This is a genomic window from Keratinibaculum paraultunense (genome assembly GCF_016767175.1).
In the GTDB taxonomy this organism is placed as follows: domain Bacteria; phylum Bacillota; class Clostridia; order Tissierellales; family Tepidimicrobiaceae; genus Keratinibaculum; species Keratinibaculum paraultunense.
Genome location: NZ_CP068564.1, coordinates 1134737 through 1148965, shown reverse-complemented (window position 1 = coordinate 1148965; position 14229 = coordinate 1134737). Strand labels below are relative to the sequence as shown.

Genomic DNA, 14229 nt, shown 5'->3' with positions numbered 1-14229 from the left:
TGGGAAATTCCAGGCAAAATAATTTTATAGGAGGAATTGAAATTGAATGCTAGAGAAATTGCATTAAATATTCTTAAAGATATAAATATAAAAGGTGCCTATTCTAATTATTCTATAAACAAACATTTGACAAATGAGATTTCTATAAAGGATGAAAATTTGATTAGAGAAATAGTGTATGGAGTAGTTGAAAACCGTTTGTATATTGACTATATAATATCCAAAGCCTCTAAAATAAAGTTAAAGAAAATTCATCCTACAATATTGGAAATATTAAGAATTGGTGTATATCAAATGATATTTATGGATAAAATACCTGATAGTGCTGCAGTAAATGAAGCAGTTAATTTATCAAAGAAACATGGTCATAAAGGTGTTAGTGGTTTTATAAATGGAGTGTTGCGAAATATTGCTAGAAACAAGGAGAGATTTAAACAAATTGATGAAAAGGATAATTTAAATTATCTATCCATAAAGTATTCTTATCCAAAATGGATGCTTAAAAGATGGATTGATGATTATGGATATGATTTTGTGGAAGAATTATGTAATGTTAATAATAGTAAGCCTTTATTGAATATTAGAGTAAATACTTTAAAGATAAATAGAAATGAATTACTAAATAGATTAAAAAATTATGGATATATTGTTTATGAAACAAAATATGCGAAGGATGGAATAGTTATTGAAAATCCAACGCGAATTACAGAAACAGAAGAATTTAAACAAGGTTTTTTTATAATTCAAGATGAAAGCAGTATGTTGGTGGCTCAGATAGCCAATCCTAAGAAACAAAGTAATGTATTAGATTTATGTAGCGCCCCTGGAGGAAAGGCTACCCATATGGCACAAATTATGGAGAATCAAGGATATATTAAATGTTGGGATATTTATGAACATAAACTTAATTTGATTAATAAAAATTCTTATAGATTAGGAATAAATATAATAGATACAGAAATTCATGATGCAACAAAGTTAGATAATAGATTAATAGGACAGATGGATTATTGTATTGCAGATGTTCCTTGTTCTGGATTAGGAATAATTAGAAGAAGACCAGAAATAAAATGGAATAGAAAAGAAGAGGATATTAATAAATTAAAAGAAATACAGTTTAAAATATTAGATAATGCTAAACAATATGTTAAGCCTGGAGGAATAATAATATATAGCACTTGTACTATTTCAAAGGATGAAAATGAAAAAGTAATTGGTAGATTTTTAAATGAAAATGATGATTTTAAGTTATTAAGTTTTGAAAATTTAATTTGTGATAAAAGGCATATGGAAGAGTCTAAAAACGGATATATTCAGCTTTTCCCACATATACATGGTACTGATGGTTTTTTTATTGCTAAAATAATAAAAGATTTATAGTTAATGTTTCATTAATTATGGTATAATATTTAATTAAGAATATATATGAGGTGGTTTTTTGAGCAAAATAGAATTAAATAGTTTAACTTTAGAAGAACTTAAAGAGTTTATGTATTCAATTGGTGAAGAAAAATATAGAGGGGAACAGTTGTTTAATTATATCCATAGCAATAAGGGTTGTGATATTTCAGAAATAACTGTATTTTCTAAAAAAATGCAGGACAAGCTTCAGGATATAGGAAAGATTAATAACTTAGAAATTTTTAAAAGATTTGATTCTAAATTAGATAATACTAAAAAATATTTGTTTTTATTAGAGGATAATAATATTATTGAAGGAGTAGTCATGGAATATGAACATGGCTGGACTGCGTGTATTTCAACTCAGGTAGGTTGTAAGATGGGCTGTGTTTTTTGTGCATCTACCAAAAATGGGTTAATTAGAAATTTATTACCAAGTGAAATGGTAAATCAAATTTATACGATGGAAAAGGATTTAAATATAAGGATAAATAATATAGTGCTGATGGGTAGTGGTGAGCCTTTGGATAATTACGAGAATGTATTGAAATTTTTAAGAATTATACATGACGAAAAGGGACATAACACAAGTTATAGAAATATAACTTTATCTACTTGTGGGATTGTTCCTAAGATATATGAATTAGCTGAAGAAAAGATTCCAATAACTTTATCTATATCTCTTCACTCACCCTTTGATGAAATAAGAAGGAAAATGATGCCTATAAGTAATAAATATTTTATTGATGATATATTAGAAGCTTGTAGATATTATAGTAATAAAACCAATAGAAGAATTACTATAGAGTACACCCTTATAGAAGGTGTCAATGATAGAATTAAAGATATACTTCAATTAACAAATATATTGAGTAATTTAAATTGTCATATAAATTTAATACCATTGAATCCAATTAAAGAATTTGATAAAAATAGATCATCGAATTCAAGTATTATGCAATTTAAGGATGAATTGATGAAGACAAACATTCCCGTTACCATTCGAAGAGAAATGGGAAAAGATATTGATGGTGCTTGTGGGCAATTGAGGAGAAGATATATCACCAAGGATACTAACTAAAAGTTTTATGTGAGGTGAATTATATGGAAATTGGCGTAAAAACAGATGCTGGGAAGATTAGGAGTAATAATCAAGATGCTCATTATGCAAATTACCCTTTGTTTATTATAGCAGATGGTATGGGTGGGCATAAAGCTGGAGAAGTCGCAAGTGGTATGGCTGTTGAGATAATTAGCAATGACTTTATAAATGACCCTATAGATATAATCAATGACGACGAGTATATAATGGATAAAATTAGAAATTCTATTTATAAAGCTAATGAGATAATATATGATAATTCCATTAAAGATGATGATTATTCAGGCATGGGCACTACTGTTACTTTAGCCTATATATTTGAGAACAAAGTGTTTGTTGGTCATGTAGGTGATAGCAGGGCATATATTTATAGGAATGATGAATTAACACAGATAACAGAAGATCATTCTCTTGTAGAACAACTTATAAAAAATGGGAGTATTAGTAAGGAAGAGGCTAGGTACCATCCCCAAAGGAATATAATTACTAGAGCAGTAGGTACTAGTAAAGATATAGAAGTAGATATAACTATAATTTCAAAAAACAAAGGTGATATACTTTTATTAAGTACTGATGGTTTGACTAATATGGTGGAAGATTATGAAATAGAAAACATCATAAAGCTTTATGATGATGTTCAAACTATATGTGATAAATTAGTAAAGCTTTCAAATGACAAAGGTGGGTATGATAATATTACCGTTATAGCTATAAAATTCTAGTTAAGTGAGGTGATGAATATGATTGGAACTGTGTTAGGTAATAGATATGAGATAATTGAAAAAATTGGGGAAGGTGGAATGGCATGTGTTTATAAGGCTAGGTGTAGACTTTTAAACAGGAATGTGGCTGTGAAAGTGTTGAGGGAGGAATTTGTAGATGATGAAGATTTCATTAAAAAGTTTAAAAGGGAATCTCAAGCAGCAGCAAGCTTATCCCATCCTAATATTGTAAATGTATATGACGTTGGAGTAGAAAAAATAGGAGAAAATTTTATCCATTACATAGTTATGGAGTATATTAAGGGTAAAACTTTGAAGGAAATTATTAAAGAGAAAGGTAAATTATCTGTAGAGGAAACTTTGGATTATTCTATTCAAATAGCTGAAGCACTAGAACATGCCCATAAAAACCATATAGTTCATAGAGACATAAAACCTCACAATATTATGGTAACTGATGATGGAAGAGTAAAAGTAACGGATTTTGGAATAGCTAGAGCAGCTACTACTTCTACCGTAACTACTTCTACTAATGTAATAGGTTCTGTTCATTATTTTTCACCAGAACAAGCTAGGGGTGGTTATACTGATGAAAAATCTGATATATATTCTTTAGGAATTGTTATGTATGAAATGATAACTGGTAAGGTTCCTTATGAAGGAGATAGTCCTATTTCTATAGCATTAAAACATATTGAAGGAGAAATAGAGCCACCAAGAAAAATAGATAGTACTGTACCAATTGGCCTAGAAAAAATTATAATGAAATGTGTACAAAAAAATCAGTTTGATAGATACCAAAGTGCTGGAGAATTATTATATGATTTAAAAAAATTAAAGTATTCTTGTGTTGATGATTTTATAGAAAATACTTCAATAATTGATTCTCCAACTCAAATAATGTCAAATATTCAAATAGAGAATGAGGATGAAGAAGATTTGAAAGGGAGAAAAGGTAAGAAGAAAAAAAATAAAGGAGAAAATAGTTTAAAGCCAATATTATTGGCAATATTACTTGCATTTATAGTTACTGGTTTTGTAGCTTTTAGCTTTTTTAAATTTAAAGATTTATTTGTAGTTGCTGAAACAGTAGTACCTGATTTGGTTGGTATGCATGTGGATGTAGCTGAGGAAGAATTAGAAAAACAAGGTTTAAAATTAAAAATATATAAAGAAATTTATGATAATGAGTTTGAGGAAGGTGAGATAGTTTCTCAAAACGTTAAGGCGGGAGAAAAAGTTAAAAAAGGCTTTACTATTGGAGTTACAATTAGTAAAGGTAGTAAACTTGTTAAAGTACCTAATCTAATCAACAAAAACATAACGGAAGTAGATGCTATTTTAAGGGAATATAATTTAGATGAAGGAGAAGTTAAATATGATTATAGTGATACTGTAGAAGCTAATATTATTATGAATCAGTTTCCTGAACCTTATACAGAAGTAGAAGCAAATACCAAAATTGATCTGATAGTAAGTAAAGGTCCAAAAAGCAAACCAGTATTAATGCCTAAACTTGTAGGATTAAAAGAGAAAGATGCAGAAAATGCTCTTAAATCATTTAATTTAAAAAGAGGTCAAAGAATTGAAAAACCAAGTGATGAATATCCAGAAGGATATGTAATATGGCAAAGTATTGAACCAGGGGTAGCTGTAGAACCTAATACTTCTGTAGATATATATATTAGTACTGGTCCTGAAAAAGTACCTGAAGAGGAACCTGAAGATGAAGATGTAAATAGCGAAGTTCCATTTAATTTGAAATTAACTCTTCCTCAAGATGGCACTAAAGTTGAAATAAGAATAGATAGAGTTCAAGACGGAGTTAGCGAAACAGTGTATGAGAAGGTTCATATAGCCGATGGAAATACTGTAAAGATTCCTTTAAAAGGAAAATTAGATGCTCAATTCGAAATATATTTTAACGGAATTCATAATGAAACTTTTCCACATCCAGACAAACAATAGGGAGGCTGTATATGCTAAGCGGAAGAATTATAAAAGGAATAGGTGGCTTTTATTATGTTGAAACTGAGAGAGGAATATATGAATGTAAAGCGAGGGGTTTATTTCGGAAGCACAATACCATTCCTTTGGTAGGAGATAAAGTTTTAATAAGGGTAAATGAAGAAGATGAGACTGGTTATATTGAAAAAATAATGGACAGAAGTTCTCAGCTTACTCGCCCTCCTGTAGCTAATATAACACAAGCTATAATAGTTATGAGTGTTAAGGAACCAGATATAAATTTTTGGCTTTTAGATAGGTTTTTAGTTATGGTTGAATATGAAAAATTAGATACCATAATATGTATAAATAAAATAGATTTAGCAAAAGATGAAGAGTTAGAATTTATAAATATATACAGTAAAGCTGGTTATTCAACTATAATGGCAAGTGCGAAGACTGGTGATGGAATAGAAGAGTTAAGGGAAAAACTTAAAAATAATATTACAGTATTTGCAGGACCTTCAGGGGTAGGTAAATCATCGTTATTAAATAAAATAGATAAGAGATTAGGGCTTAAAACAGGAGAAATTAGCAAAAAAACAACACGTGGAAAACATACAACAAGACATGTAGAATTAATAGATATTGGTTTTAATAGCTATGTATTGGATACTCCTGGATTTAGCTCTTTGGATTTAAGTTTTGTTGAGGAAGAAGTTCAATTAGGTAGTTATTTTAGAGAGATAGATAAATATAGTTATAAATGTAAATTTAGTGGTTGTTTACATTATAAGGAACCAGGTTGTGAAGTAAAAAAGCAAATGGAGTTAGGCAATATAGATAAGGTTAGATATAAAAATTATATTAGTTTTTTAGAAGAGATTAGAAATACTAGGAGGTATTGATATGGCGATAGTTGCACCGTCTATTTTGTCAGCAGATTTTGGAAATTTGAAAGAGGAAATATTAAATCTAGAAAAAGGAGGAGCAGATTATATTCATATAGATGTAATGGATGGAGTATTTGTTCCTAATATTACCTTTGGACCACCTGTAATAAAAAAGATAAAGAATATTAGTAAAATTCCTTTTGATGTACATTTAATGATTGACAAGCCTGAAAGATATATAGAGGATTTTGTAAAGGCTGGTGCAGATATTATTACTGTTCATGAAGAAGCTACTATACATCTTCATAGGACTATTCAACAGATAAAATCCTATGGTTTAAAAGCTGGAGTGGCATTAAACCCATCTACTCCTATAGAGAATATAAAATATATATTGGACTATTTAGATATGGTACTTATCATGACAGTAAATCCAGGTTTTGGCGGGCAACAGTTTATTAAGTCTATGGAAAGAAAAATATTTGATTTAAGAAATATTATAGATAATAGAAATTTAAATATATTAATTGAAGTAGATGGAGGAATTAAACTAGAAAATGCAAAGAAAATAATTAATTTAGGAGCAGATATTATAGTAGTAGGTTCAGGAATTTTTGAAGCAGAAGATATAGTTGAAAGAACTAATGAATTTAAAAGAATATAATTTTGAAATATAACATATATATGTTATAATGTATTTAACAACTGTATATGGTGTTAACACTAGGGGAGCCAATAGGCTGAGAGGGAAATATATTCCGACCCTTTAAACCTGAACTAGGTAATTCTAGCGTAGGAAAGTGTAAATTAATCGCTTATTTACCCATTACCGAATTCAGGTAATGGGTTTTACTATTTATAAGGAGGGGAAATAAATGAAAAAGTGGAATACTAAAATGATAGTAGAAGCTGGAATCATGATTGCTTTAGCGTACTTATTAAGTAGAATAAAATTGTATGAAGCACCGCAGGGAGGTGCAGTTACAGCAGGTAGTATGATTCCTATATTATTATTTGCTATGAGATGGGGTGTAAGACCAGGTATGGTAACTGGAGCTGTTTTTGGCATACTTAAACTAATATTAGGAGGATGGTTTTTTAGTCCTGCACAAGCTATATTGGAATATCCAATTGCATTTGGACTATTAGGATTAGCAGGAATTTCCTCTATTTCTAAAGAAGTAGATAGCCCTAAAGATTATTTTAATATAGTTTTATCTGTACTATTAGCAATTGGCGGAAGATTTATTTGTCATCTTTTAGCAGGAGTAATCTTTTTTAGTGAATATGCAGGGAATCAAAATCCTTGGATTTATTCTTTGATATATCAATCTAGTTATTTAGTTCCAGAGTTTATAATATCATCTATTATATTATCCCTAATATGGAAGCCATTGAGTAAAATAGAAAAGTAGAGGAAATTAAATAAAATGAAAGCATTGATAGTTTCTAATGGGAATATAAAAAATTTTAATTGGTTAAGAAAAATAGGAAGGGAATTTGATTTTATTTTATGTGCTGATGGAGGATGTAACTATTGTATAGAGGCAGGTATTTTACCTAATTTAGTAATTGGAGATTTGGATTCTATATTACCTAAAACTTTAAATGTGATTCGTAAAAGTAAAGTACCAATAGAAAAATTTCCAACAAAAAAGAATGCTACAGATACAGAATTGGCTTTGGAATTTTTAATGAATAAAGGTATTAAGGATATTACTTTGGTAGGGGTTTTGGGTAGTAGAATAGATCATTCATTAGCTAATATATTGTTGCTTAAAAAGCTACATGATGAAGGGGTAAAGGGAAAAATTATAGATGAAAATAACACCATATATTTAGTTGACGAGGAACTTATATTAGATAAAAAAGAAGGTTTTTATGTGTCAATAATTCCGTTGATAAAAGAAGGAATTAATATATCATTAAAAGGATTTGAATATGAATTAAATGAGAGTTATATTGAATTTGGTTCTACCTTAGGCATTAGTAATAATATAGTAAGTGAAAAAGGATATATAAAAGTTAATGAGGGAATGTGCTTAGTATGTATTTCCAAAGATTAAAGTTTTAAATTAGAGAATATTAGGGAATAACAAATTCTAACTTTCTAAATAAAAAATAATATAAACATGCTTAGGATTGATTTTTTTAAGAAAAATTCTAAGCATGTTTAATTTTAGAATAATCTAACTGTTCCAATTTTTTTGTAACTAATATATAAATTCATGAATATGATAAATTAAGTTTAATTATTTGAGGTGTTACCAGTGAGAAGTTTTTTGCACAAATTCAAATATAGGTATCAACATAAAATAAAAAAAATTATTGGTATAATTTTAGGTATTATAGGATTGTTTATTGTAATAAATATGATTTCTATAGAAGGATTGCTAATTATAATAGGTGTAGTGTTAATAATATTGGGATTGATGATATTAAGGATAAAATAAAGGCTTCCATTTCTATTAAATGGAAGTCTTTATTTTTTATAGTGCTCTATCCACATACCCAGATCGTAAGCATCTAGTACAAACATTTATTCTTTTTGTAGTGCCATTTACTACAGCTCTAACTTTTCTAATATTGGGGGACCAACTTCTATTATTTTTTTTATTTGAGAAACTTATTTTATTTCCATATAATTTTCCTTTTCCACATATATCACATCTTTTAGCCACATGAACACCTCCTTAATTATAAAAAAAATTGCAGTATATTTTTTATTTAGAGTAAAATAATAAATAATATATTATATTTTAACATAATTAATAAACAGAATGCAACTAAAATTGCAGTTATTATAAAATAATTGTAAATAAAAATAAAAAAGAATAATTTTATATGATATGATTAATATAATATATAAAATGCAAGTAGACAATATTATATAGTATTATAGGAGGGCTAAGTAATATGAATATTAAAAATGTTGCAGTTTTAGGAACAGGAACTATTGGGCATGGAATTGCACAGCTTTGTGCTCAAAAAGGATATAATGTAAATATGTTTGGGCGAAGTGATGCTAGTTTAGATAGGGGTTTTAACAGTATAAAAAATAATTTAGAAGATTTAGTAAATGAGAAGGTAATTGATGAAAATGAAGCAAAAGAAATTGTTAGTAGAATCAAAGGATTTAAAACTATAAAAGAAAACATACAAGATGCAGATATTGTCATAGAAGCAATAGCAGAAGATATTAACATAAAGCAGAAAGTATACAAAGAAATGGATGAAATATGTGACAGAAATGTTATTCTTGCGTCAACTACATCAGGACTTAGTCCAACAGATATAGCATTACATACTAAAAATCCAGAAAGAATAGTTGTAGCACATTTTTGGAATCCACCACAGCTAATACCTTTGGTTGAAATTGTACCAGGAGAAAAAACATCATCTGAAACAATGGATATAATTACTAAATTTATTGAAAAATTAGGTAAGGTTCCTGTTAGAATGGAGAAAGAATGTTTAGGGTTTATAGGAAATAGGCTTCAGTTAGCATTATTAAGAGAAGCACTATATATAGTAGAGAAAGGATGGGCAAAGATAGAAGAAGTTGATAAAGCTGTTGAATATGGATTTGGGAGGAGACTTCCAATAACAGGTCCTATAAAATCTGCTGATATGGGAGGATTAGATATATTTTATAATATATCTGAATATTTATTTGAAGATTTATGTGATTCAAAAGAACCTTCATACCTTATGAAAGAGAAGGTTGAAAAAAACGAACTTGGAATAAAAAGTAAAAAAGGTTTCTATGAATGGGATGACGATATTATAGAAAGAACAAAAAATAGAAGAAATGAAGTTTTAAAATATTTCATTTGTAGAGATCGTGAAGATCAGTAATATCTATTTTTATAGTAATTTATACAATACTTTTTTATTATCTAGTTTATAGAATTAGTTGAACTATTTATTATTATAAGGTAAAATGTATGCATAAAGTATTTATTTAAATAGGGAGGCGATATTTTATGCCAGCAAAGACAAAAAGTGAGTATGGTTATATTACTATAGAGGATAGTGTTATTGCTACAATAGCAGGACTTTCAGCTATGGAAAGTTATGGTATTGTTGGAATGGCTAGCAAAAATGCAACTGATGGTTTTTTTGAATTACTAAAATGGGAAAATCTAGCAAAAGGAGTAAAGGTATATACGAAGAACGATGAAGTAGAAGTGGATTTACATGTTATATTAGAGTATGGAGTAAGGATATCTGTAGTAGCACAAAATATAATAGAAAAAGTAAAGTTCAACATAGAAAATCTTACAGGTCTTAAAGTAACTAAAGTAAATGTATTTGTTCAAGGGATCAGAGTTGAAAAGTAGTTTAAGGAGGTACTATAATTGAAGGTTAAAAATGTGGATGGCGTTATGCTAAAGAAAGCATTTATAGGTGCTGCACAATATTTAGATGCAAATAAAGAGGAAATAAACGCATTAAATGTATTCCCAGTTCCTGATGGAGATACTGGTACAAATATGTCATTGACTATGAAATCGGCTGTTAAACAGATATTAAATTTAAACGAATATAATGCTGGGAAAGTAGCTATGGCAGCAAGTAATGGTTCTTTAATGGGAGCAAGGGGAAATTCAGGAGTTATACTTTCACAACTTCTTAGAGGATTTGCTAATGGATTAGAGGATAAAGAAAATATTGATACTGTAGATTTAGCAAATGCATTGAAGTTAGCATCAGATACTGCATATAAAGCGGTAATGAAACCAACAGAAGGAACTATACTTACCGTAGCAAGGGGATGTGCAGAATATGCATTAAAAATAGCTAGTGAAGAAGATGATGTGATTAATTTTTTGTACAAGATAATAGAGTATGGGAACTATGTATTAAATAAAACTCCTGAAATGTTACCAGTATTGAAGCAAGCTGGGGTAGTAGATGCTGGTGGAAAAGGTTTAATGTGTGCATTGACAGGTGCTTATAATGCTATTACAACTGGTGAAGAAATTGAATTGGAATTTATTGAATCATCTATAAAAAGACCTGTTCATATTTCTCGTGATATTGAGACTGCAGATATTAAATATGGTTACTGTACAGAATTTATAATAAACACATATTATAAGGATTATGAACAATTTAGAGAAGAATTAGCTAAATTTGGTGATTCATTATTAGTTGTAGGTGGAGAAGGATTTATTAAAGTGCATATTCATACAAATAATCCAGGGATGGTATTAGAAAAAGCCCTTGAGCTAGGAGAATTAAATGATATAAAAATAGATAATATGAGATATCAACATAGTCATTTAATTGTTGATGAAGAACAAGTAAATCAAGTAGATAGTAAAAAAACGAAAGTTGCTAATAAAAAGTATGGTATAATAGCAGTTTCAGTGGGTGAAGGAATAAATGCTGTATTTAAAGATTTAAATGTAGATTATATTATACCGGGTGGACAAACTATGAATCCAAGTACTGAAGATTTATTAAAAGCTATAGAGGAAGTAGAAGCTGAAAATATAATAATACTTCCTAATAATGGAAATATAATTTTGGCAGCAGAACAAGCTAAGGATTTAAGTAATAAAAATGTTTATGTATTGCCAACTAAATCTATACCAGAGGGTGTATCAGCTTTAATTGCTTTTAACCCTGAAACAGATATAGATAGAAATTTAAAAAATATGAAAGAAGCAATTTCTTATGTTAAAACAGCTCAAGTTACCTATGCTGTTCGAGATACAGAAATTAATGGTGTAGAAATAAAAAAAGATGACATAATTGGAATTACAGGGGATGAAATTCTTGCCATTGGCAATGATGTGGAAGAAGTGGCTTTAGAATTATTGGAGAAGATGGTTGATGATGAATCATCTCTTATAACAATATTTTATGGTAATGGATTAGAAGAAGAAGATGCTCTAAAATTATCTACAAAGCTTGAAAAAAAGTTTGAAGATTTTGATATTGAAGTATTATTTGGTGGTCAACCACTGTACTATTATATATTTTCAATTGAGTAAAAAATCCCTACTATCATTTGGTAGGGATTTTTGGTTTATTAGTTATATAAGTTAGGATTAGGAGGTTATATATATGTCTATACAGTATATAAAAGGTGTCGGTCCTAAAAGAGCATCTAAATTGAAAAAATTAAATATCAATACAATTGAAGATTTATTGTATTTTGTTCCTAGAGAATATGAAGATAGAACTAATTTTAAATATATTGCCCAGTGTAAAGAAGGCGAAAAGGTTAGTTTAAGAGTAAAAATATGTGGATATCCTACTACGTTAAAACCTAGAAAAAATCTTAGCATAGTAAAAATACCTGTACGAGATGAAACAGGTATGGCTTTTTTAGTATGGTTTAATCAAGATTATGTCTTAAAACAACTTTCTTTAGGAGATAGTATAGTGGTTTATGGTAAAATAAATCGATTTGGTAATGAAATTCAAATAACTAATCCAGTATTTGAAAAAGGGAAAGGAAACAGAAATAGAATAGGTACTATTATGCCTATATATTCTTTAACTAAAGGATTGAGTAATAATGAAATGATAAGAATAATGCATAATGCAATAAAAGAGTATTCAAATAAGTTACCAGAAGTACTTCCTGACTATTTAAGAACAGAGTTAAATTTAATGCCAATCAAAGAGGCAATTAAAAATATTCATTTTCCAATGGATAAAAATAGTTATTTAAAAGCACGACGCCGATTAGTATTTGAAGAATTGCTTACTTTACAATTAGGATTATTTTTAATTAAAAATAGGTCCAATGATATAAATAGAGGAATACAATTTTCCCCTTCAGACGAAGTATATCGTTTTATTGATAAATTACCTTTTAAACTTACTTCTGCTCAAAAGAGAGTGTTTAAGGAGATAGAAAAGGATATGGAAGATAACAAGCAAATGAATAGATTAATTCAAGGAGATGTAGGTTCTGGAAAGACTATAGTTGCAGTATTAGCAATGTTTAAAGCTTATAAATCAGGGTATCAATCAGTGCTTATGGTCCCCACAGAAATATTAGCTCAACAACATTATGAGTCTATTTCCAATTTATTTTCGGAGTATGATATTAATTGTGAACTTTTAATTGGTTCCTTATCTAGTAAGAAAAAGGAACAAGTTCTTGAAGATTTAAAAAATGGGAACATCCATGTTTTAATAGGAACTCATGCTATAATCCAAGAGCATGTAGAGTTTAATAATTTAGGATTAGCTATCACTGATGAACAACATAGATTTGGTGTAAAACAACGGGCTATATTAAATCAGAAAGGTAACAGCCCAGATATTTTAGTTATGACTGCTACTCCGATACCTAGAACTTTAGCTTTAATATTGTATGGAGATCTAGATATTTCTATAATAGATGAGATGCCTCCTGGCAGAAAACCAATTGAAACTTATGCAGTAGGAACCTCTATGATAGAAAGAGTAAATAAGTTTGTAAAAAAACAATTGCTTGAAGGAAGGCAGGCTTATATTGTATGCCCTTTAATAGAAGAAAGTGATACACTAAATGTGAAGGCAGCAGAAGAATTATATATGTCTTTTAAAGATACCATATATAAGGATTTTAATGTTGGTCTTCTTCACGGTAAAATGCAATCCCAAGAAAAAGACAATATCATGGAACAATTTAAGAATAAAAAAATTGATGTTTTGATATCAACTACTGTTATAGAGGTTGGAGTTGATGTACCTAATGCAAATATAATGGTAATATATAATGCAGAAAGGTTTGGTTTGGCTCAATTACATCAGTTGCGAGGAAGAGTAGGCAGAGGGAAATATCAATCCTATTGTATTTTGATTAATGGAAGTAATAGTAGAATATCTAGAGAACGGATGAGAATACTTCAAAGATCTAATGATGGATTTTATATATCAGAAAAGGATTTGGAATTAAGAGGACCTGGTGAGTTTTTTGGGACTAAACAGCATGGTTTACCGGATCTTAAAATTGCTAATTTATTTACAGATATAGATATATTAAAATTAGCTCAACAAAAAGCCAAAGAAATACTAGATAGAGATTACTTACTAATAGATGAAGAACATTTTTTATTAAGACAGAAGATAATAAATATGTTTGGAGATAGATTAGAAAATTTAATTTTAAATTAATTCTATTAAAATTATTAAAATATGATAAAATATATTT

General features: G+C 28.7%; 14 protein-coding genes and 1 riboswitch. Of the genes, 13 read left to right on the top strand and 1 reads right to left on the bottom strand.

What is annotated here, in order from left to right:
• The first annotated feature begins 42 nt into the window (after positions 1-42).
• The 9 genes from rsmB to JL105_RS05655 all read left to right on the top strand — a co-directional run bounded on the left by rsmB (position 43) and on the right by JL105_RS05655 (position 8518).
• Positions 43-1380, top strand: a complete 1338-nt coding sequence (rsmB, locus tag JL105_RS05695; protein WP_132027126.1) for a 16S rRNA (cytosine(967)-C(5))-methyltransferase RsmB — start codon at positions 43-45, stop codon at positions 1378-1380.
• A 58-nt stretch (positions 1381-1438) separates the two neighbouring features.
• On the top strand, positions 1439-2482 hold the full coding sequence (gene rlmN, locus JL105_RS05690) for a dual-specificity RNA methyltransferase RlmN (protein ID WP_132027128.1): 1044 nt from the start codon (positions 1439-1441) through the stop codon (positions 2480-2482).
• Positions 2483-2505: 23 nt separating this feature from the next.
• The gene (locus JL105_RS05685) at positions 2506-3225 is read left to right on the top strand and encodes a Stp1/IreP family PP2C-type Ser/Thr phosphatase (protein ID WP_132027130.1); all 720 of its coding nucleotides are present in this window, start codon (positions 2506-2508) and stop codon (positions 3223-3225) included.
• Positions 3226-3243: 18 nt separating this feature from the next.
• The gene (pknB, locus tag JL105_RS05680) at positions 3244-5193 is read left to right on the top strand and encodes a Stk1 family PASTA domain-containing Ser/Thr kinase (RefSeq protein ID WP_132027132.1); all 1950 of its coding nucleotides are present in this window, start codon (positions 3244-3246) and stop codon (positions 5191-5193) included.
• Positions 5194-5204: 11 nt separating this feature from the next.
• Positions 5205-6080, top strand: a complete 876-nt coding sequence (rsgA, locus tag JL105_RS05675; protein ID WP_132027134.1) for a ribosome small subunit-dependent GTPase A — start codon at positions 5205-5207, stop codon at positions 6078-6080.
• Between the two features lies 1 nt (position 6081).
• Positions 6082-6729: a ribulose-phosphate 3-epimerase gene (gene rpe, locus JL105_RS05670; protein WP_132027136.1), complete on the top strand. Its 648-nt coding sequence runs from the start codon at positions 6082-6084 to the stop codon at positions 6727-6729.
• 51 nt (positions 6730-6780) lie between these two features.
• A riboswitch (TPP riboswitch) is annotated at positions 6781-6881 on the top strand.
• Positions 6882-6940: 59 nt separating this feature from the next.
• Positions 6941-7480, top strand: a complete 540-nt coding sequence (gene thiT / locus JL105_RS05665; protein ID WP_132027138.1) for an energy-coupled thiamine transporter ThiT — start codon at positions 6941-6943, stop codon at positions 7478-7480.
• A 15-nt stretch (positions 7481-7495) separates the two neighbouring features.
• Positions 7496-8131 (top strand): thiamine diphosphokinase, encoded by a 636-nt coding sequence (locus JL105_RS05660; RefSeq protein ID WP_132027140.1) that lies wholly within the window; start codon positions 7496-7498, stop codon positions 8129-8131.
• A gap of 204 nt (positions 8132-8335) precedes the next feature.
• Positions 8336-8518 carry a hypothetical protein gene (locus JL105_RS05655; RefSeq protein WP_132027142.1) on the top strand — a complete coding sequence of 61 codons (183 nt, stop codon included), beginning with the start codon at positions 8336-8338 and terminating at the stop codon, positions 8516-8518.
• Between the two features lie 36 nt (positions 8519-8554).
• Here JL105_RS05655 and rpmB read toward each other — a convergent pair whose 3' ends face one another.
• The gene (gene rpmB, locus JL105_RS05650) at positions 8555-8746 is read right to left on the bottom strand and encodes a 50S ribosomal protein L28 (protein ID WP_132027144.1); all 192 of its coding nucleotides are present in this window, start codon (positions 8744-8746) and stop codon (positions 8555-8557) included.
• Between the two features lie 235 nt (positions 8747-8981).
• On the opposite strand from rpmB, the gene JL105_RS05645 reads away from it, so the two are divergent.
• The 4 genes from JL105_RS05645 (at position 8982) to recG (ending at position 14192) form a co-directional block, all read left to right on the top strand.
• Entirely contained in the window at positions 8982-9923 is a 942-nt protein-coding gene (locus tag JL105_RS05645; protein WP_132027146.1) for a 3-hydroxyacyl-CoA dehydrogenase family protein, read from the top strand.
• Positions 9924-10051: 128 nt separating this feature from the next.
• Positions 10052-10408 carry an Asp23/Gls24 family envelope stress response protein gene (locus tag JL105_RS05640; protein ID WP_132027148.1) on the top strand — a complete coding sequence of 119 codons (357 nt, stop codon included), beginning with the start codon at positions 10052-10054 and terminating at the stop codon, positions 10406-10408.
• A gap of 18 nt (positions 10409-10426) precedes the next feature.
• Entirely contained in the window at positions 10427-12070 is a 1644-nt protein-coding gene (locus tag JL105_RS05635; protein WP_132027150.1) for a DAK2 domain-containing protein, read from the top strand.
• 73 nt (positions 12071-12143) lie between these two features.
• A complete protein-coding gene (recG, locus tag JL105_RS05630; RefSeq protein ID WP_132027152.1) occupies positions 12144-14192 on the top strand; it encodes an ATP-dependent DNA helicase RecG in 2049 nt (682 codons plus the stop codon).
• Positions 14193-14229 lie beyond the last annotated feature (37 nt).

What these genes read in the sequence shown, in the direction of transcription:
- JL105_RS05685 (WP_132027130.1), top strand. Translation starts at nt 2,506, where the DNA reads ATGGAAATTGGCGTAAAAACAGATGCTGGGAAGATTAGGAGTAATAAT.
- pknB (WP_132027132.1), top strand. Translation starts at nt 3,244, where the DNA reads ATGATTGGAACTGTGTTAGGTAATAGATATGAGATAATTGAAAAAATT.
- rsgA (WP_132027134.1), top strand. Translation starts at nt 5,205, where the DNA reads ATGCTAAGCGGAAGAATTATAAAAGGAATAGGTGGCTTTTATTATGTT.
- rpe (WP_132027136.1), top strand. Translation starts at nt 6,082, where the DNA reads ATGGCGATAGTTGCACCGTCTATTTTGTCAGCAGATTTTGGAAATTTG.
- thiT (WP_132027138.1), top strand. Translation starts at nt 6,941, where the DNA reads ATGAAAAAGTGGAATACTAAAATGATAGTAGAAGCTGGAATCATGATT.
- JL105_RS05660 (WP_132027140.1), top strand. Translation starts at nt 7,496, where the DNA reads ATGAAAGCATTGATAGTTTCTAATGGGAATATAAAAAATTTTAATTGG.
- JL105_RS05645 (WP_132027146.1), top strand. Translation starts at nt 8,982, where the DNA reads ATGAATATTAAAAATGTTGCAGTTTTAGGAACAGGAACTATTGGGCAT.
- JL105_RS05640 (WP_132027148.1), top strand. Translation starts at nt 10,052, where the DNA reads ATGCCAGCAAAGACAAAAAGTGAGTATGGTTATATTACTATAGAGGAT.
- recG (WP_132027152.1), top strand. Translation starts at nt 12,144, where the DNA reads ATGTCTATACAGTATATAAAAGGTGTCGGTCCTAAAAGAGCATCTAAA.